This is a genomic window from Ureibacillus endophyticus, assembly GCF_003628435.1.
In the GTDB taxonomy this organism is placed as follows: domain Bacteria; phylum Bacillota; class Bacilli; order Bacillales_A; family Planococcaceae; genus Ureibacillus; species Ureibacillus endophyticus.
The window spans coordinates 1-19,630 of the sequence record NZ_RBZN01000041.1; the positions used below are offsets into that span (position 1 = coordinate 1).

16 protein-coding genes and 1 riboswitch are annotated in these 19,630 nt (G+C 33.9%); of the genes, 6 read left to right on the plus strand and 10 right to left on the minus strand.

Annotated features, from left to right (window positions below):
• Window positions 1–287: 287 nt before the first annotated feature.
• From D8M03_RS13610 to D8M03_RS13620, 3 genes are all read right to left on the minus strand, one after another.
• On the minus strand, window positions 288–1,151 hold the full coding sequence (locus D8M03_RS13610) for an AraC family transcriptional regulator (protein ID WP_121215375.1): 864 nt from the start codon (window positions 1,149–1,151) through the stop codon (window positions 288–290).
• Between the two features lie 858 nt (window positions 1,152–2,009).
• Window positions 2,010–2,477: a GNAT family N-acetyltransferase gene (locus D8M03_RS13615; protein ID WP_121215376.1), complete on the minus strand. Its 468-nt coding sequence runs from the start codon at window positions 2,475–2,477 to the stop codon at window positions 2,010–2,012.
• 76 nt (window positions 2,478–2,553) lie between these two features.
• Complete coding sequence (locus tag D8M03_RS13620; protein ID WP_121215377.1) at window positions 2,554–2,997, minus strand: GNAT family N-acetyltransferase; 444 nt, start codon at window positions 2,995–2,997, stop codon at window positions 2,554–2,556.
• Window positions 2,998–3,185: 188 nt separating this feature from the next.
• Window positions 3,186–3,352, plus strand: a riboswitch (M-box (ykoK) riboswitch).
• Between the two features lie 297 nt (window positions 3,353–3,649).
• Here D8M03_RS13620 and D8M03_RS13625 point away from each other — a divergent pair.
• Entirely contained in the window at window positions 3,650–4,594 is a 945-nt protein-coding gene (locus D8M03_RS13625) for a magnesium transporter CorA family protein (RefSeq protein WP_121215378.1), read from the plus strand.
• 45 nt (window positions 4,595–4,639) lie between these two features.
• On the opposite strand, the gene D8M03_RS13630 is transcribed toward D8M03_RS13625, so the two are convergent.
• The 3 genes from D8M03_RS13630 to D8M03_RS13640 form a co-directional block, all read right to left on the minus strand.
• Window positions 4,640–5,467: a GNAT family N-acetyltransferase gene (locus D8M03_RS13630; RefSeq protein WP_121215379.1), complete on the minus strand. Its 828-nt coding sequence runs from the start codon at window positions 5,465–5,467 to the stop codon at window positions 4,640–4,642.
• A 330-nt stretch (window positions 5,468–5,797) separates the two neighbouring features.
• Window positions 5,798–8,134, minus strand: a complete 2,337-nt coding sequence (helD, locus tag D8M03_RS13635) for an RNA polymerase recycling motor HelD (RefSeq protein ID WP_121215380.1) — start codon at window positions 8,132–8,134, stop codon at window positions 5,798–5,800.
• A gap of 313 nt (window positions 8,135–8,447) precedes the next feature.
• On the minus strand, window positions 8,448–9,068 hold the full coding sequence (locus D8M03_RS13640; protein WP_121215381.1) for a LysE/ArgO family amino acid transporter: 621 nt from the start codon (window positions 9,066–9,068) through the stop codon (window positions 8,448–8,450).
• 119 nt (window positions 9,069–9,187) lie between these two features.
• On the opposite strand from D8M03_RS13640, the gene D8M03_RS13645 reads away from it, so the two are divergent.
• Window positions 9,188–10,642, plus strand: coding sequence for an aminotransferase-like domain-containing protein (locus D8M03_RS13645; protein WP_121215382.1), 1,455 nt, complete (start codon window positions 9,188–9,190; stop codon window positions 10,640–10,642).
• 97 nt (window positions 10,643–10,739) lie between these two features.
• On the opposite strand, the gene D8M03_RS13650 is transcribed toward D8M03_RS13645, so the two are convergent.
• From D8M03_RS13650 to D8M03_RS13660, 3 genes are all read right to left on the minus strand, one after another.
• Window positions 10,740–11,588 carry an MBL fold metallo-hydrolase gene (locus tag D8M03_RS13650; protein ID WP_121215383.1) on the minus strand — a complete coding sequence of 283 codons (849 nt, stop codon included), beginning with the start codon at window positions 11,586–11,588 and terminating at the stop codon, window positions 10,740–10,742.
• 110 nt (window positions 11,589–11,698) lie between these two features.
• The gene (locus D8M03_RS13655; protein ID WP_121215384.1) at window positions 11,699–12,685 is read right to left on the minus strand and encodes an alpha/beta hydrolase; all 987 of its coding nucleotides are present in this window, start codon (window positions 12,683–12,685) and stop codon (window positions 11,699–11,701) included.
• An 85-nt stretch (window positions 12,686–12,770) separates the two neighbouring features.
• Window positions 12,771–14,831 carry a methyl-accepting chemotaxis protein gene (locus D8M03_RS13660; protein ID WP_121215385.1) on the minus strand — a complete coding sequence of 687 codons (2,061 nt, stop codon included), beginning with the start codon at window positions 14,829–14,831 and terminating at the stop codon, window positions 12,771–12,773.
• 386 nt (window positions 14,832–15,217) lie between these two features.
• Between D8M03_RS13660 and D8M03_RS13665 the strand changes: the two genes are divergently transcribed.
• The 4 genes from D8M03_RS13665 (at window position 15,218) to D8M03_RS13680 (ending at window position 18,555) form a co-directional block, all read left to right on the plus strand.
• A complete protein-coding gene (locus tag D8M03_RS13665; RefSeq protein ID WP_121215386.1) occupies window positions 15,218–16,579 on the plus strand; it encodes an IS4 family transposase in 1,362 nt (453 codons plus the stop codon).
• Window positions 16,580–16,826: 247 nt separating this feature from the next.
• Window positions 16,827–17,234 carry a hypothetical protein gene (locus D8M03_RS13670; protein ID WP_121215387.1) on the plus strand — a complete coding sequence of 136 codons (408 nt, stop codon included), beginning with the start codon at window positions 16,827–16,829 and terminating at the stop codon, window positions 17,232–17,234.
• 135 nt (window positions 17,235–17,369) lie between these two features.
• A complete protein-coding gene (locus tag D8M03_RS13675) occupies window positions 17,370–17,861 on the plus strand; it encodes a ferritin (RefSeq protein ID WP_121215395.1) in 492 nt (163 codons plus the stop codon).
• A 148-nt stretch (window positions 17,862–18,009) separates the two neighbouring features.
• The gene (locus D8M03_RS13680; RefSeq protein WP_121215388.1) at window positions 18,010–18,555 is read left to right on the plus strand and encodes a glutathione peroxidase; all 546 of its coding nucleotides are present in this window, start codon (window positions 18,010–18,012) and stop codon (window positions 18,553–18,555) included.
• A 40-nt stretch (window positions 18,556–18,595) separates the two neighbouring features.
• Here D8M03_RS13680 and D8M03_RS13685 read toward each other — a convergent pair whose 3' ends face one another.
• Window positions 18,596–19,411 carry a type II CAAX endopeptidase family protein gene (locus D8M03_RS13685; RefSeq protein WP_121215389.1) on the minus strand — a complete coding sequence of 272 codons (816 nt, stop codon included), beginning with the start codon at window positions 19,409–19,411 and terminating at the stop codon, window positions 18,596–18,598.
• Between the last annotated feature and the right edge of the window lie 219 nt (window positions 19,412–19,630).

A 19,630-nucleotide genomic window follows, 5' to 3' on the forward strand; every position in this document is an offset into this window, starting at 1 on the left:
AAGTCATTCATGGTAGAGAAGATGAGGAAAGTCATCGTATGAGAAATAGGAAAAGCATATTTTCAGCAGAAGTGTAAAAAGGAAATGAGCAAAAAGTGTAAAATTCGACTTGACGTCTACACTATTTACGTTCTTCAAAATTGAATTCATTTATTTTGTTTAATTTTAACAAAATTTCCAAAGCATTATGAAACTTATAGTCTATGATACCAAATATATAAAAAATAAAAACAGAATTAGTGCAAGGACTAATTCTGCAAAAAACGTCAATATATATACTAAAGTTATTAATCTTTTTTCTTCACCGCAACCCACACTTCACTATAAACATTTTCAAATTGTCCATTGTGCTTTGAAAACGAAATTCCAGGTAAGTTGACTAATTCATAATCTGAAGATGGCAGCCATTCAGAATAGATTCTTGCCATTGTATCTTGCAGGGTTTTTGGAAATGGACCTTCATTTGGGAAGATTGCCCATAGGCTTTCATCGACAGTAATTTGCTCTAAATCTTCATAGGGATTTTCCTTTGTCGTAGCAAACCCTATCATATGCGTTAAGTTCCCTTTTTCTTCTAAATACTCCTCGTCAAAGTTATAAGAAACATTCAACACATGATGCGGGTATAAATCAGCCAATTCATGCATTTCCTTTCTTTGTTGCTCTGTAATTGATTGAGCCAATTCTACAATGGCATTATTCACACCTTCAAATTGAATTGGTACTCTTTTCGATACACCGACTATATTAAATTTTTCTTTCCTCTCAATTTTAAATTCCATGGATTTCCCTCCTCTGATATCTATAAAAAATGAGAATTTGGGAAATGATTTTTGAATTTTGTTCTTCACAACTTCTGATGGTAAATAACCGCTCCAATCACGGAAGGCTCTTGAAAACCCTTCTACTGATTGATATCGATATTTATAAGCAACATCGGTCACTTTTGCACCATTAATTAATTCCTCATTGGCACTAGATAGTCTTCTGTTTTTGATATACTCATTCAACGGCATACCAGCCAAATAAGAAAACATTCGTCTAAAATGGTAATCGGAAAGCCCCACGATTTTCGAAATTTCTTCTCCAGAAATGTCCTCAGTCAAATGGGATTCAATGTAGTCCATCAAGTGATTAAATTGTTGTATCAATTCATTTCCCTCCTCACAAATGAATCATATCAATAAATTTTTTTATGTACTTGATTATATCTATACGGGAAATATCGGACTAGGTTGTTGGGGATATCAGAGGAGAATGAGGATTTGTATCTCTACTTCTATTATACCCCTAATTCCAACTGAGTTATAGACTACTCCTAGTCTATACTGGATAGACAAATCAGAAGTGATTAATCAAACCTCCGAATACTTACACCCATACTGAAGTAAACTAAAGAATAAAGCGACAGAAAAAGGAGCGATAATATGTTCGATCAAACTGCGGTTATTATTTTAGAAGCGCTAATCGTGTTAACGGTTCTGGTTGTTGTGTTTGGAATTCCACTTGCAGATACACTGTTTAGAAAGAAATAAAAGTCATATGAAAACCCTATAAAATAGACACTGAAAACTATCTTATAGGGTTATCTCAATATTTATAAAAGAAATTTTTTCTTGCATCCATGGTAGTTTACTTTCACACTCTTCGCAACGAAAAATCTAATTCGTTCTTTCCTTATAGAATTTATATTTAAGGGTCCCTTCATCCAATTGAATTTATGTCTGCAACTACAACAAACTACCTCATAGTTAAACATAGTTCTCCCTTTGGTGTCTTTTACTTTTTAGTGGATCTATTAAATATTGTGACGAGTTCTTTCGAATAACCCTAACTGAGGGCTATTCAATGGTGATCCCTCAATGGCATTACTAACGCCATTACGCCGAATTATTTTTTTACTCTCTATTTTACTTTAATTAATTTGAAGGTACAAAATCGTGTATAAAAAATTGGCATATTGTTTTCGGAACAAAAAAAGTAGCAGCATGTAGCTACTACTCTTAGTTTTATGATTTTAGATTTTTACTCATATTTAAGGTAGGAATTTCATCACCATTTGCATTTACAATGATTTCTTCATTAACGATTTCATACCCTAATTTTGAATAAAGTGCTATATTTCCTTCTTCACTTTTTCGAACTTTGCATGTAGAAACAAATCGATTATTTTCCAAGGAGTAGTCTTCAACAAAGTTTATTAATTTAGTAGCTACTCCTTTCCCTTGATTTTCAGGCAAAACTGATAATCTTGAGAAATAAATATATTCTTCTTTTAACACACATTTTACAACTGCAATTAGTACCTCATTATCATAAACGCCAAATAATTTTTTCCCACGATTCATTTCATTTTGAATGGTTTGCTCAGTTTCATTTAATGCACTCGATGGTTGTGGATCTGTTTCATAACGTTTAAATGCTTGGTGTATGACAGTAATTGCATCCGAGGCTTTAATATCCGTTTGTATCTTCAAAAAAGCACTTCCTATCCAGTTGAATGTATAAATATAACCATTAACGAATTATAATACATTCAACAGAAATAGGAAATCATATATTCTTTTTTATTACTACTCTATTGTCGTTAATACTATATTTATTTTTGCGATAAAACGCTTCAGCTTGCCCACCAGGTGCTGTTAATAAATAAACGCTTTGAATCTTACTTTTGACTAATTCCTCTTCCAAATAACGAAGTAACTTGGAGCCATATCCTTTTCCTTGCGTTTTATTATTGACACAAAGTTCGGCTATATAAAAAGTGCCTCCCGAATAGGTTCTTTTACTATTTCCTGCTATAAAACCTATTAAATTATCCTGATCAAATAATAAAAATCCAAGAAATTTAGGTGTATTTGATAAATCTACCAATCTTTCCTTTGCCGTATCGTAGGACCAAGTTTCATTCCATGGCCCACTGTTGAATACCTTCATGTAAAGTTCGATGCATTGATCTAAATAATCTTCTGTAAATGGTTTGAATTTTTCTGACATCTAACCACTCCTTACTTTCATAAATTATAGAATCATACTTTAATTTTTCATAATCTATTCCTATCAATTTCCCACCTATATTACTTAAATAATCCAGTTTAACATTTCTAATAACATTCTAAATTGTTTGTAGAATACATATGTTATTGACGAACATTATGTACAAGTGTACGATATGATAGATGACAATAAGTCCTCGTTAGGTGAGGCTCCTATACAAACATAGGCTACTGCCCGGAAACATCGAAAGATGCCAATGGGTAGAACAGGAATTGCCGGCTTAAGGCTTTTCATAAGGTAGCTAAGGTTTAACCTTTACGTTGTATAGTGCCAAAGCTCGACATGGGGGAGACTATATGCTTTTTATTATGCGTATTGAACCCTCTAGTAATTTTTCTAGAGGGTTTTTCATTTTGAAAGGGGGAACATTCTATTTTGGACAGTTGTAGCGAAAGGAATAAAAATTCTATATTGCATAAATGTTCGATTCGGAGAGAAACTATTTCTTTCTCCATAGGTTCCCCTATTTTAGTGGACCAATAATTAAAAATACTGATTTTGAATATAGTATTTTCGATTTAGATATGCTCTCCGTTTTCGAGAAATTATTCAGTATAGAAGCAATCGTCATAAATAGAAAGGTTGTGAAACTATGTTGAAAATTTATAAAACGGATTTAAATGGAAAAACAATAGAAATTGATACAATGGAGAAAGGTTGCTGGTTAAGTATTACGGCACCTTCCAGAGAAACATTAAATGAAATCTCATCACACTACAATATTCCGATTGAATTTTTAGAAGACCCATTAGATTTAGAAGAAAATGCACGTGTTGAATACGATGCGGAAACAGATTGTACGCTAATTATTAATGACTTTCCAATCATTGATGTAAATAATAAACAATTTGAATCCTATATTACAATTCCAGTTGGTATTGTAATCGGTAAAGATTATATCGTAACAATCGGTAGTCAGTCCCTTCACTTTGAGGAACAGTTAATCAAAAGAAATATTAATACGTCCATGAAGACAAGAATGGCATTAGAAATACTCTTCTACATTTCAAGTCAATTCATTGCAAAATTAAAATTACTGAATAAACAACGTCTTAAAATTGAAAGTAATTTACGAAATTCCTTAACGAACAAGCAGTTATATGACCTAATGGAAATTGAAAAAAGTTTAGTATACTTTTTAACTTCCTTAACTGCCAATGCGGAAGTCATTAATCGCTTATTCCGTACAAGTTCCATTAAATTATACGAGGAAGATAAATCGTTACTTGAAGACGTACGTATTGAGAATAATCAAGCCATTGGGACATCTGAGTTATATACTAGAATTTTAAATAGTATTACTGGATCCTATTCATCCTTAATATCCAATCGATTAAATAAAACGATGAAGACTCTTACGTTAATTACAGTATTTCTAACATTACCAACACTAGTGTTTAGTTTTTTCGGCATGAATGTCATACTGCCTATTTCTGATACAGATCCAAAATCTTATCTCTATATCATCATCATCGCACTGCTCTCAATTTTATGGATTAGTTTTGTTTTAGGAAGACGTGGGACATTTAATGATTAAAAAGAGACTGTTGATTAGTTTATGCTAATCGACAGTCTCTTTTTGTTATTCCACCATATTTTTTACCATCCAAACTTGACGAATCACTTCATCTGTTTTTAGTTCAAGTAAATATTTCGCTGCGTTCGAACTACTTGGCATATTGACTGTATTAAAACTTCCCCCATCAGTAATGCTAGAAAGCATTGCGAGAAATTCGTCTTGCGTAACTGAATTGGTAATTTCTAGTTGGAAAATATTTATTTTTTTCGCCTCATCCCCGATTTGCTTAAAAAGTGCATACCCGATTGGATTTTGGGATTGATCATAAAATACAGCTGCCTGTGCAGAAATATTACTTTCTATACGACATTGCCACGGAACATCTCCCTTATAGATAGCTAAGTTAGAAAGAGACTCTGGTTGAATAAACTCCACATCGATCGTTCCCTTCTTATCCACATGCCCTTTGAAGGAAATCAGTTCGTCTATTATTTTGTAGCCAAATTCCTCATATAATCGTATTGCACCTGTGTTTTCTTTAATTGCTTCAAGGCTAGCACGTTCCACACCGCGCGCTTGATATTCTTCTATCGTTCTTTGTAGAAGCAATCGTCCAATACCTTTTCTTCTGGCATTTGGATGTACTGCTGTTCCCCCGTTCCATGTAAGCATTTCCCCATTATTTTCATAAAAAGCATTGAGCAAAATTCCTTGTAGTTCTCCGTCTTCTTCCACAACAAAAGATGAGAAAGCATCAATATCCTCTTTCTCCATACGGTTTAAGAAACTTTCAATATCCATATTTACCGGTACAAAATAATCCGAAAATCCTTCATTCCATACCGTCATAACATCTACAAGTGAACAACTATCAACCGTTTTTATTTTCATTAAGTACCCCTCATTTTTTCATAATCTGTCACCAATAAATTCCACAACTATATCTTTAAATCCTTTATAAGTATGGGAAAATATTTCCTCTTGAATTTTTAAATGGTACTTACAACATTCCAAAAAATAAATTAGTTTGAGATGTAAGAAAGTACAGGATCATGCCAATTGCAATTACCTTCATTATTTGTTTTGGAGATTGGTAGAGAATTAAAACTGTTCATACCCAAAGCAACGAGCAAACCAAAAATTATATAAAATCATTATACAAGACTAAATGTAAACAAAATAAGTCATCAAAACATGATGTTTTGATGACTACAGTAGAAATTATGAATTCGACTCGAGAGTAAGAAGATTATTCTCCAACGCCTTTTTAATAAAATGACTTGGTTTTCCTACACTATACAAATGTAGTTCATGCATCGCCCTTGTGCAAGCCGTATAAAAAATTCGTCGTAAACTTTCATCTCCATATACTTGTTCGGATGCGTCGTAGATAATGACTGCTTCAAATTCAATCCCCTTCGCTAAGTATGATGGGATGACGACAACCCCTTGTTCGAATTCAGCTGTTCCAGTTTTTATTAGTTTAATGCCTTCAATTTTAGATAACTCTTCAAATGCTTGCTTACTTTCCTCAGCTGATTTACAAATGATTGCGATATTTTCATAACCTTTACTTTGTAATTTTAATACTTTAAACATAATGCTCATGTGTAATTCTGATTTATTACCCACTTGTGCCAACACAGGCAGATCACCATCACGGTCAAAGGGGATAATGTTTTCTCCATTTGCAATAAGACTCCGTGTAAATTCGATAATTGGCTTTGTCGAACGATAACTACGGGTCATGTTGATGACTTCTGTTTGTTCCTCTCCATAAAGATTGGTAAGCATTTGGAAATCGGCAACTTCCCGCGCATGGGCAAAAATGGCTTGATTAAAATCTCCTAGTACGGTCATTTTGGCAGATGGGAATAAACGCTTGAGAGACTCAAATTGAAATGGTGAATAGTCTTGTGCTTCATCAATGAGAATATGCTTGATGGAACGATTTGTTTGAAAGCCTTGAATCAATTCCTGCAAGAATAGGAATGGTGTTGCGTCTTCATAATGCAACTTCCCTTCATCGAGCATTTGAACTGTCTCTTGGCAAATCTCTTTCCACTCATCAGGTACTGCAACTTTTAAAATTAATGGATCAGTAAACAATTGTTTATAAACGCCTTCTAAATCAATAAACTCTAGCTCTTTGATTTGTTGTCTTACAGCTTTCATTTTAAGGCGAATAATAACTTGTTTCAGTTCATTAGGTTCCATCTCATAATCGGCTTGTTCCTCTCGTTCAAAGCCATGTTTTTTCGCTAAATATTTATGAATTTTATGATAGGCATCATTGCTAAGTAACTCGATTTCTTCCTCTACCCAAGGCTCAGAACGTTCTATTTTTTCTGCTTCTTTTATTTTGTTCATTAGCCAAATTTGTAGCTTTTCTAGTCTGCTTGGGAAACTCAAAGAAAGATGTTCACCATAAAATTTCTCCGATAATTGTTGTGCCGAAATGATGGTTTTTCCTCTGAACTTGATATCTTTAAATAACAATCCTGATTTTTCTAATGTTTCCCTGTATAATTTAATCGCTTCAAAAAACTGATAGGATGCTTTAAATTGAATCCCTTTAATTCTTGCACGATATGAAGGACTATCTGCTGCTGTTAACACATATTCCAATTGATCAAATGGAGTTTCTAGCTGGAACTCCTTACTTAAACGATGATCCAAATATTCCTGGAATGTATCCTGCTGCATATTTTCTTCTCCGAGCTCTGGAAGAACATTTGAAACATAGCTATTAAACATATTATTGGGAGAAAATAATATAATTTGATCTGCTTTTATAAAATCACGATATTTGTACAATAAAAACGCAATTCTCTGAAGTGCTGCAGATGTTTTACCACTGCCTGCTGCACCATGTACAATTAGCATGCGTCCCTGATCATGGCGAATAATTCGATTTTGGTCTTTTTGGATAGTCGCTACAATACTTTGCATATACTTATCCGCGCCTTTACCTAGCACCTTCTGCAAAATCTCATCCCCAATTGTGAGACTCGTGTCAAACAGGGATTCGAGTTTCCCATTACGAATTACATATTGCCACTTTTTCTTAAGTTCCCCGTTTACCTTGCCCCCGGGTGTTATATATTGTGCTGGGCCGGGCTCGTAATCATAATAGACGCTTGAAACCGGTGCCCTCCAGTCATAGATTAGAAAGTCTTCTCCACTTGAATCCATTAAAGACGAGATACCAATATAGATTTGTTCCTGTTCTGTAAGCCCATCTTCAAGAAAATCAATGCGCCCGAAATAAGGTACTGATTTCATACGTTGTAAAGTAGCTAGTCGTTTTGCTGCATGATTATGCGTACTTTCCCCAACGGATAAGGCTTGAGCTTCTTGTCTTAAATTAATAATCGTTTCTAGGTAATCATCAAAGGTATCCATATTCACTTTGACTTCATCCCAAAAATGTTTGCGGGTATTGATTACTTCATTTCGGAGCTTTAACGTGTCCGATTCCAGTTGTTGAATTTGGTCATTAATGACGTTCATGACATTATTTAAACGTTCTTGTTCTTGTTGGGAATGTGGGTTCATAAAATTCACTCCTTGAAGATATTTTTGAGTTGACTAATGAGGAAATATTAGATATAATTAAAATAGGGATAATACACACTACATTTTTGTTTGTGTATATCTATATAAATTTACCACAAATCTGCCTATTTTACAATGTATTTTGGCAGGTGTTTTTTTATGTTGAGAGAAATTTTGAAGAACCACCTAATTCGTTAATTTTACGATTAGGTGGTTCTTTTTCAGTTCCTCCATCCAATTAAGTTCATCTATATCTCACAAACAATTTCGCTTTACTTATATTAATCTTCTACAAATTTCTATAGAAGCCTTATTAGATTAATAATAAGTACACCTGATACCCCATATAAATAGCCATAATCCAAATAATAATGGCTGAGATTTGATTAATACGTTTTAAGAAATTACCCGTTCCGTTAAATTGACCAATCTTTCTTCCGACAACTGCTAAAGAAATGAACCAAATCCATGAAACTACTATACAACCAATCATAAATACCCATTTGTCATACCCTGAATAAGTCAATGAACTTGTCCCGATGACACCAATTGTATCTAAAATCGCATGTGGATTAAGTAATGATACTGATGCTGCAAATGTTATTTGACGTCGTGTTGAAAATCGATTTCCCTCTGTATTACCATTTACTTCAGGACGATCTTTCCATATAATCCAACCCATATAAGCGAGGAAAAAGAGCCCTACTCCGAACAATAAAATTTTTAACCATTCAAAACTAAAAACAATTACCGATACCCCTGCAACTGCCATGTAAATTAATAACGTATCGCAAATTCCAGCTGTTACTACAGCTGGTAATGCATTTGTAAATTTTTTATGTGTCGCTCCTTGGTTAAATACAAACACATTTTGAACGCCTAAAGGCAAAATTAAACCAAAGGCCAATATGATTCCGTGAATTAACGGTTCCACTGCTATTCCCCCTCTTCTCATTAAGAATAACGATGGATGATCCTTTTGTCTCCAACCAATTGGATGGGTTTTAACCCAACCATTTTGTTATAATAGTGGAAAATGATTGGAGATACACTATGCCTGAAATAAAGTGGAAGCCACAAAAAAATTCAACTATCCCTTTACATCAGCAAATTTCTGATTATGTAAAAAGAAAAATATTAAATGGGGAATGGACAGTGGGTACTAAAATACCACCACAAAGAAGATTAGCAGAATTATTTGAAGTAAATCGTAGCACAATTGTAACTGCACTTGATGAATTGGCTGCTGATGGACTGATTGAATCTAAGGTCGGAAGTGGTACTAAGGTAATTAATAATACTTGGAACCTCCTAGCTTCTGTCTCTCCCCCCGATTGGATTAGTTATGTAACATCTGGTATTCATAAACCTAATATAACTTTGATCCAAGAAATTAATAAAGCAGAGGCAAATCCGAATTTTATTAGACTTGGAACTGGTGAACTTTCACCAGATTTGTTGCCTAATAAAAAAATACAGGAATTACTTCAAATTGATAATGGACAGTCTCTATCCCTTGGGTATACAGAACCTAAAGGCAGTCTATCTTTGCGTAAAACAGTTAGTGACCATTTAAAATTAAAAGGAATTGATGCATCACCAGAATCAATTTTAATTGTTTCTGGTGGACTACAGGCGTTGCAGTTAATCTCAATTGGGCTTTTAAGAAGGAATTCAACTATCCTTCATGAAACACCCTCATACTTAAATTCAGTACACGTATTTCAATCGGCTGGTATGCATTTATTAGGTATTCCTTTAGATGAAGAAGGTATGCGATATGATTCGATTGAACGTTTGAAACGACAACATGATGCGGCTTTACTCTATACGATACCTAATTTTCATAATCCAACTGGATCTTTAATGTCTAATAGAAGAAGAGCTGAATTACTTAAAATTTGTCAAAAAGAATCCATTCCTATTATAGAGGATGACGTTTATGGTGACTTATGGTTTGAAGGTCCTCCACCAAAACCTTTGAAATGCAATGACACACAGGGAAATGTCCTGTATATAGGAAGTGTGTCCAAATCATTGAGCCCTGGCTTACGAATTGGATGGATTGTTGGACCAGAGCCCGTCATTGAACGGCTGGCAGATATAAAAATGCAAACTGATTATGGTTCAAGCTCGTTATCGCAATATGCTGTAGAAAAATGGATTTCTAGTGGTTGGTATGAAGATTTCTTGAAGAATATAAAAGATGAATTACAAGTTAGAAGAGACTTCACTATAAAAATTTTAGAGAAACATTTCTCTGACATAGCCACTTGGAGTATTCCAAAAGGCGGATTTTATATTTGGCTTAAATTACATTCAGAAATTTCCACTCGAAAACTTTTTGACTTGGCCCTTCGAGAGGGTATTTTAATAAATCCAGGAAGTGTCTATGATAAAAACGATAATCAACATCTTCGTTTATCCTATTCTTATGCTTCAATCGAACAACTAGAAAAAGGTTTAATTCATTTATCACAACTGATTAAAAAATCTGCTTTTGATTGAACTTTCTTTAAAGGGGGTGTCCAAAAAGTCAAAACTCTTTGGACACACACTCTCCTAGTTGGTAAATTTCTCTTAGATATCTTTTCAGACGCTTCCTTTAAAACCCATTCACAAAATAAGTGATGGTCTCAATTTCATCTTCGGTAAGTTCCCTATTTACTTGGTGTTCATATTCCTTCGTGATTTTCTGCTCATTCCCTTCACAAAGATCCGTTAATTTTGCAATAGTTCTTAGCATCGCCACTTCTTTATTAAATTCCTCTTTTGAGATAGGTCCTTGATGAGATAGGATGTAGGTTTCTGCCGCAAAAGATTCTAATACATTTAATAATCGTAGTGTTTCCTGAACTGTATAATGTACTTTTGGGGCATACATTTTTGCATAAATGCAATCAGCAAGGAAGAGGACTTTTTCTTCTTTAATATAGACAATGACAGAATCTGCAGCATGGTCCCCACCAACATGTTGCACAATACATGACACACCACCAAGATCAATTTCTGCCCTCTTTTCAATTGTCATATCAGGCAAAGTAATCTTAATATCTCGGTGTTTTTTGAATTCTTCCTTAATGGCTTTTGCGCAAAATTCAATTTCTATCCCTTCTTTAACCCGTTCATCAATCGCCTCATCTGTCCATGAAAATGGCAGTAGCTTCTCAATCTCCCTTTTTGTTTCACTAGAAGCAATGGAAACTGCATTCGTTAAAGCAGAAAGACCGAAAATATGATCCCAATGCCAATGGGTTAGTACAACGATCTCAGGATTAGAGATTTCTCTTTTTTTCATTTCATTTAGAAAATAATTTGCGTGATCTTCCGAGTTCCCTGCATCAATCATAAGGGTCTTGTTTTCCCCTACCACCATTGCTAAAACTGGTCTATCCGTTAATGAGATTGGCGTCATGTACCAAAAACTTTTTCCTATTTTATATATCGAGTGCATTCACATCGCCCCTTTTCTATCTTTTTATTGTAATTCAAATCTGATTTCTTTACATGAAAATAAGGCTATGCAGAAAATCTTTTTTCTCTGCACAGCCTTCGTTTTGCGGTTTATTGTTTATTACTCGTTTGATTTAAAAACTCTATCAACTTATTAAATGTATTTTCCGCTTGTGTCGTGTTCATCATAAATTGATACTCATGTCCTAATTTAGCTTCTTCTGTTGAATAAAAGATATGTGAAACTTCTACACCATTGTATTTCAATTTATTTGCCAAATCTTTACCTTGATCTTCAAATGACCCTACATTTCCATCTGTTATGAACGTAGGAGGAAAATTGCTAGAAACATGTTGAAGAATCGAAGCTTGTTTTACTTTTTCTGTATTTGTCCATTTTCTATCACCTATATAAGCCCAGCCAACCCGCTTAAATATGAAATTAATTAAGAAGCTATCACTGTTATTGGAAAGCCTTGAAACATCATATGGTCCGCAAAATAACAGTACCCCTTTAATTTTACCAGGTGAAACAACGCCTTCTATTCCTAACAAATTGGCATAACCCTCATCTACTTGAGTATTAACAAATTGACTAATAATCTGTGCACCTGCTGAATCCCCAGCAAAGTATAAACGATTCATATCAATGCCATAATCTTCAGCATTTTGTTCTATAAATTGATAAGCTTCTTTTACTTGGTATAAGGGATTTGGGTATTTGGAACTTGGTGCTAATTCATAATTAATATTAACTACTATATATCCTTTACTAGCAATTTGAACTGCATATTCCGTAATATCGGACTTGTCACCACCTAAAAAAGCTCCTCCGTGTACCCAAAATATCACCGGCAAATATCCTTCAAATTCCTTGGGTTTAATAATATCTAAATGGCCTTCTTTATATTGTGATTTGTAGGAAATATCCTTTTCTATATAAACCATTTTTTCAATTTCATCGTAGTTAGGAGGCTTTACTGCCACACCACCTTCAAATAATCGACGAACGAGGATTGCAGTTGGCTTTGGAGAAATTATGAATAATAGTACAATAAGTAAACATAACGCTAAAAAGGTTCCTAGTATAATCATCATTTTCGAATGCACTCATCTCTTCTTGAATTCATTTCAATAATATTCATAATTTCCCACAAAAACGCCTAACTTACAAGACTAATATTTACTCTACCTTAAATTTCTTAATTAAATTATTTAATGATACAACTAATTCTTTTAAGTCATCCACTGCGAGTACCACTTTTTCAAAATCTCTTGCTTGTGATTGCATTGTCGCAGCAACCTGTTCAGAAGATGCTGCACTTTCTTCCGAGATGGAAGAAATTCCGACAATTTCTTTCGCCAGTTGTTCTGCATTGTCTGCTAATTTCGTAATATAGCTACCATTCATTGTGAGCTTTTCATTGATATTTTGAATGGAGTTAGAGATAAGTTCAAAGGAATGATTTACTTTTTGAACTGCCTCTGATTGTTCCGTTGCTCTTTCTTTCACATTCTGCATCGCATCAACCGTATTCTTAGAATCTTCCTGTACCGCTGAAATGATATTGCGAATATCTTCCGTTGATCTTTTTGATTGTTCTGCTAGCCTTCGAATTTCCTCTGCCACAACCGCGAAACCTTTACCCGCTTCACCTGCTCTAGCAGATTCAATCGAAGCATTTAAAGCCAAAAGATTTGTTTGCTCACTAATTTCACTTATCTTTTCTATAATCATACTAATATTTTTTATATTAGTATTTAAATCTAACGTCACTTTCTCGATCATTTCTGTCGCTTTTCTATTCTCTGCGTTGATTTCATTTAATCCTGCATTTAATACTAGCCCATCTTTAATATTTAAATTCATTTCTTTCATACTAGAGAGAACTTCATTCGTATTTAACTGGAGCTCGCTACATTTTATGGAAAAATCGGAAGAAATTTCAGAACAATTTTCAATCGAAATAGACTGCATTTTGTTACCTGCTGCAATCTCCTCCACTGAAGCAGTGACTTCTTCTGATACTGCTGTCATATCGTGGGATGCAGTTGTTAAAGCAAGGGACGATGCGTTTACTCGCTCAGAAACGATACTAATATTTTTTGTAAGGTTTCCTAATTCTTCAACCATACTATTAAAATTCTTCCCGATTTCACCAATTTCATCTTTACTCTTGATAGCAACCTGAATCGTAAAGTCCCCTTCTTTTACTTTTCTCATATCCTCGATTAGTGCTTTGAGAGGTTTTGTGAATCTATTACCTAATAGTAAGGCTACGATAATTGAGACAATGATGATTACTATTAGTAAAATGATAATATTATTCGTTAATTGGTGTACGTCATGAAAAATATCGTTTTTAGTTGATGAGATCAGTAAGGTCTGTCCATTAGACAGTTTTGCGTACGAAATAATACTATCTTCATTATTTAGCGCAATATCTTTCACTCCAGAATCGTTTGCCGCTAGATCCTCTGAAAAGTCTTTATTCATGTCAACTAAATTATCATTGATTGTCAATTCAGGGTGAATTAAAAATTGTTGGCTAGAGTTTAGTAATGCCCCATAACTATTTTTATACGGCTTAATATTGTTAATAATTTCTGTAAAAACAGCAAAATTAATATCCATCCCAACAACACCGATTGTTTCACCGTCTTTAAATAATGGAACAACATAGCTAATCATGTCCACACCGATATTCTCATTACGATAAGGATCTAACCACATTGGTTTACCAGTATTAATTGGGATATAATACCATCCGACATTACCTACATCAGACGGATCGTATTGACTAAAATCAGTAGGAATTAGTTGCTCGATATTCCCATCGCCATCACTATCTGCATGAAATAACCCCGATGTCGGTTCTGAAAACTCGGGATTAAATCGTAAATAAAATGCCATTGCTCCATTTGTATTTGTTGCAAATTCTTCTGCAATTGGTCTTACTTTCTCCTGAAATTGTTGTACGTATTGAGGGTCTGATTTTAATTTTTCTACATCGTCTAACATTGATAACACTGTTATGGAAAGATCGTTAACTGAGGTTTCAATTTTTCCAATCGTAATATTTAATGTATTGGCATTACTTTCTGCAAGTAACTGGGCATCATTTGTAGAATATTTTCTTATAATACTATTACTAACATAAATACTAACTGTACTTACAAATAATACTGCTATGACGGAACATAAGATGATTGCAAACATGATTTTAGTTTTAATACTTTTCACTTAGTTCTTCCCTTTCTAACATTCGGCTATTTATAATAGTGAAAACCATAAATATGATTCTTTACCATTATAAGTCAATTATCGGCACGATAATTTTATTATTTTTCAAAATAATTGAATTTTTTCATAATTTTTTACCTAACTATTTAGAAATTCTTGATATTTTGTGAAATGATTTATTATTCAATATGTAATTTTAAAAAGGATAAATATTATTTACTCAAACTTCGCACATAAATAATTAGGTTCAATAGTTGATGCTATTTGGTTCTTCTCGATTTCAATAAGAACCTTGACATACTTTTTTTAGATACAAAAAACACCTCATTCTTTGGTATAGTGGATTTGTCGAGAATACACTACCAAACAGAAGAGGTGCTTCCATTATGATAGAGCATAATGACCAAAATAATCAACTACCAAAAGAATTAAAATCTGTGTTTCGTGAATTAGAGATCGTGAAACATCTTCGAAAAGCCGGTATTACTAAGAAGTTTGGCTTTACAACTTCCTATTTGTTTCAACTTGTTTTTTGTTTAATCTTTCATCATAAGAGTTGGTTCACCCTTTTAAATTCAAAGAAGGGAGACCGTTACCCTGCAAAGGACTCTGTTTATCGTTTCATGAATCATTCCAAGTTTGCATGGCGTCGCTTTTTAACGTATTTAAGTGTGCATGCCATTCAAAAGGTCGATCAACTGACGGATGTAACGCGTCCAAAAGTGTTGATCATTGACGATTCTATGTTTGATCGGAATCGGAGTAAAAAGGTAGAACTTCTTGCGCGTTGTATGGATCATTCATCTTTAACGAAACGCTTCTATAAAGGGTTTCGTATGCTTACTTTGGGTTGGTCGGATGGCTTTACATTTATGCCACTTGACTTCACGTTACTGAGTTCAAAAAATGCACAAATTAATGGGATTTCCGAGAATATTGACAAGCGTTCTTCCGGCTATAAACGACGTGTAGAAGCGTTGGAATCTGCTCCTACCGTTATTCCCAGTATGCTTGAAAGAGCATTACAAGCAGGTGTTTCCGCTGATTATGTGTTAATGGATACATGGTTTACGCAACAACCTCTTATTCAATCCATCGTTGAACTCGGTCTTGACGTCATTGGCATGGTGAAGGCAACGAATCAACGCTATTTGGTGAACGATCAAAGGCTATCTCTGAAAGAACTATACAAAGTTGCCACACCTGTTTCTGGCAAGAAAGGCATCATGCGATCGATTCAAACTACTATGGCAAATGGCATTCAAGTAAAGGTCGTGTTTATTCAAAACCGCAATAAAAAGAGCGAATGGCTTGCGATTCTCAGCACCGATTGTACGCTTTCTGAACAAGAAATCGTCCGTATCTATGGCATGCGTTGGGATATTGAAGTCTTTTTCAAGACGACAAAATCCCTATTACGCCTTCAGAAAGAATTTCAAGGCATATCGTATGATTTACTCATTAGCCACACAACGGTTGTGTTTTCCAGATACATCGTCTTGTCCTGGCAAAATCGTTGCCATAACGATCAACGAACATTAGGTGGCATTTTTTATGAATTATGTGATGAAGTCAACGAACTGGATTGGGCTGTCGCGTTACAGCAATTAATCGAGCTTCTTGAAGATGCCCTAAAAAAGACAAATAAAACAATCCAAAAATTAATCAAAAGTCAACTACAGCAGTGGATTAACGGTCTGCCTAACTATATCAAGGCTTATTTGTCGATTTTAGTCTGCGAAGTTTGAGTTATTTAATATAAAACTTTTCGTAAATAACCTTACGAACAAAAAACCTCCCCTTTTATACCCCTTTCAAACGAATCTCTCCTATAAAACACATTTCTAATACGAAAATTCAGAATCTAGTAAAAAATCCACTTGATTTTACCAATGATAAAGATTATCATTATCGTTGTTAACTAGATTTCGATATTTGTTGAGAATAGTATTTAATAATGATTGAATGGTAAAAGGCTGTATGGAGGTTTAAATAATGGGTAATTTAATTGTTGCGGATCAAAAAGGAATTCAATTTCAATGTTTAAGTCATGGGTATAAAAAAGAAAACCTTGTATGTCACTCATTATTTTTAAAGCAAGGGGAACTCTTAACTATAACAAACCGAAAAAAATATATCGTCAATGTTGGTTGGTTTATTTTAATCCAAACAAACAATAATATAGAAGAATTTGTGTTTGTCGAGGAATTGGAAGAAGCACTCAATAATGAACAAATTATGGATGAAATTGATTGTATGTTAAAAATTTCTAGTATATCATATTATTTAGATCAATCTTTAGTTAGCAGAAATAAAGAAGAGTTTTTAAAATTTTCTGCACTAAGAAATGAGTTAGCCTTTCTATATGAGCAATTAAGTGGAAAAGTACTTATTGAATCATAAGTTTTTTTCAAAATTGCTACCCCATTATTAATAGTTTGAACCTTATAGCATTAGCTACATTCGTTTCATTATTAAATTTCTATTAGAAAGGGCGTTTTTTATATGTCAAAATTAGAAAAAATTGCTAGCACTAGTATGTCCCCTACATTAGTAGAAGCTTTAAATGAACAAATGAATTTTGAATTTTACTCTTCACATGTTTACCTTGCAATGGCATCTTATTGTGAAAGCCAAGATTATGATGGTTTCGCTAAATTTTTCTTTGGCCATGCAGATGAAGAAAGAGAACATGGAATGAAGATTTATCAATATCTTCAAGATCGTGGAGAACAAGCGATTTTTACAGGCTTTGAAAATCCAAATAACATGTATGAATCTGTACTTGACGCTTGTGAACAAGCATTAGAACATGAAAAAGTGGTAACAAGCAGATTTTATAATCTATCTGAAATTGCTGACAGTGAAAAAGAATATACTACAACTACATTCTTAAAATGGTTCTTAACAGAGCAAGTGGAAGAAGAGTCTTTATTTGAATCAGTAGTTCAAAAATTAAGACGTATTAAAGACGATGAAGGCGCACTTTTCGTTTATGATATGAAAATTGGTAAAGAAGAAACGGAATAATCCTTATAATTAGGTGACCTCTTACATTTAGTAAGGGGTTGCCTTTTTTATATGCTATTTTTAGTTTGTAGTATTTTACTCATAAGCAAACTTCTGGATTATAGGGAATTATTCTTATATACTAAACTATCAAATGGAGGTTATGAATATGAGTATATATAACTATTTAGTAGCAAAGCCTAACGGAGAGATTCTCTCGATGCAAACTTACAAGGATCAAGTTATGCTCATTTGCAATACAGCAAGTCAATGTCAATTTACATATCAATACGAAGATTTACAAAAGTTATATGAAAAATACAATAAAGATGGATTTGTCGTACTTTCTTTCCCATGTGATCAGTTTGGCAATCAAAATCCGGAAGATGGCTTACAAACAGTGGCTCAATGTAAAGGTCAATTTGGTGTAACGTATCCGATTTTTGATAAAATTCATGTGAATGGTGAAAGCACCCATCCCCTATTTAACTATTTAAAACATGAAGTTGAACCAGCAGAAATCAAAAGAGATACAATGCAATCAAAGCTGTTATATAGTACGATTGAGGAGCATTATCCAGATTATTTAATTGGCAATAATATTCGTTGGAACTTTACAAAATTCTTAGTGGATCGTAAGGGGAAAGTTGTTGCTCGTTTTGAGCCGGATGATTCGATTCTTGATATTGAACAAGCCATTCAAGGGTTGCTATAAACTAAAAGAAACCAATTTGCACAATTGGTTTCTTTTTTTATTACATATTTAATTGTTTTTTTGGAAGTTGATTAATATTTGCCTTCTGTAATATCCAACATGCTATAGTTCCATATAAAACAATCATAATGAGACCATTTTCTCCGCCGATATAGTAAGCTAAATCAGATTGAACTTGAGTAAATTCACGACATAATGCCCAGGTTACATTGTGTGCACTATGCAGAATTGCTGCTGGCCAAACACTGTTTGTTTTCAATCTAACATAACCAAAAAGAACGCCCCCAATGATTGTTTGAACAATCATTAATGGATAAATAATCATTGGATTCCCCTCTGAATGATATAATCCTGCCAACATTAGTGGAATATGGAAGATCGCATGAATAAAGCCCGTCAATAGTACAGCTTTTTTCCACCCGAACGTTATTAACTTTGGTAGAAGATAGCCTCTCCATCCTAGCTCCTCTCCAAGAGAACTTGTTACCGTATGGAAAATAAAAAGAATAATAACTTTCATTACAACGGTCCAAATTGATCCTGCTTCTTCTGGAACAAATGGCGAAGCATAAGGTGTTGACCACGTAATGAAATATGCACAGCCCAAACAAACAAATGGGACTAATATACAAAATAACCATAGCCCTTTACCTGTTCGGTGCAGACCCAACGTACTCCACTCTTTCTTTCGATAGCCATCACGAGTGATGACAAAAAACATAATCACTAAGGCAATCATAGGTGCAAACATGTAGACTTCTGGGGTAATTTTTAACACACCAAACAAAGACGCAATCATGAGAACTAACGCTATGAAAAATCCAGACTTTTGTAAATCAGATAAATTCGTAAACATAATACTCTCCTATTCTTCTTTTCTATTTAAAAGATTTATTGAAATAATAAGATGTAGTAATTCATGAGCATTTTTAGTTTAGTCTTTAAAAGTCATAGTCCACAGTGCCATAAAGTCACATTTTTGGTAGAAGGTCATTTTGTAAAATAGCTTCCTCACTTTATGGTTCACCCTACCGTTCATTCTTTTAGAAAATAATGAGTTCGGTATTTTCCCCAA

What these genes read in the sequence shown, in the direction of transcription:
- D8M03_RS13620 (WP_121215377.1), bottom strand. Translation starts at nt 2,997, where the DNA reads ATGTCAGAAAAATTCAAACCATTTACAGAAGATTATTTAGATCAATGC.
- D8M03_RS13625 (WP_121215378.1), top strand. Translation starts at nt 3,650, where the DNA reads ATGTTGAAAATTTATAAAACGGATTTAAATGGAAAAACAATAGAAATT.
- D8M03_RS13630 (WP_121215379.1), bottom strand. Translation starts at nt 5,467, where the DNA reads ATGAAAATAAAAACGGTTGATAGTTGTTCACTTGTAGATGTTATGACG.
- helD (WP_121215380.1), bottom strand. Translation starts at nt 8,134, where the DNA reads ATGAACCCACATTCCCAACAAGAACAAGAACGTTTAAATAATGTCATG.
- D8M03_RS13645 (WP_121215382.1), top strand. Translation starts at nt 9,188, where the DNA reads ATGCCTGAAATAAAGTGGAAGCCACAAAAAAATTCAACTATCCCTTTA.
- D8M03_RS13650 (WP_121215383.1), bottom strand. Translation starts at nt 11,588, where the DNA reads ATGCACTCGATATATAAAATAGGAAAAAGTTTTTGGTACATGACGCCA.
- D8M03_RS13655 (WP_121215384.1), bottom strand. Translation starts at nt 12,685, where the DNA reads ATGATGATTATACTAGGAACCTTTTTAGCGTTATGTTTACTTATTGTA.
- D8M03_RS13665 (WP_121215386.1), top strand. Translation starts at nt 15,218, where the DNA reads ATGATAGAGCATAATGACCAAAATAATCAACTACCAAAAGAATTAAAA.
- D8M03_RS13670 (WP_121215387.1), top strand. Translation starts at nt 16,827, where the DNA reads ATGGGTAATTTAATTGTTGCGGATCAAAAAGGAATTCAATTTCAATGT.
- D8M03_RS13675 (WP_121215395.1), top strand. Translation starts at nt 17,370, where the DNA reads ATGTCCCCTACATTAGTAGAAGCTTTAAATGAACAAATGAATTTTGAA.
- D8M03_RS13680 (WP_121215388.1), top strand. Translation starts at nt 18,010, where the DNA reads ATGAGTATATATAACTATTTAGTAGCAAAGCCTAACGGAGAGATTCTC.
- D8M03_RS13685 (WP_121215389.1), bottom strand. Translation starts at nt 19,411, where the DNA reads ATGTTTACGAATTTATCTGATTTACAAAAGTCTGGATTTTTCATAGCG.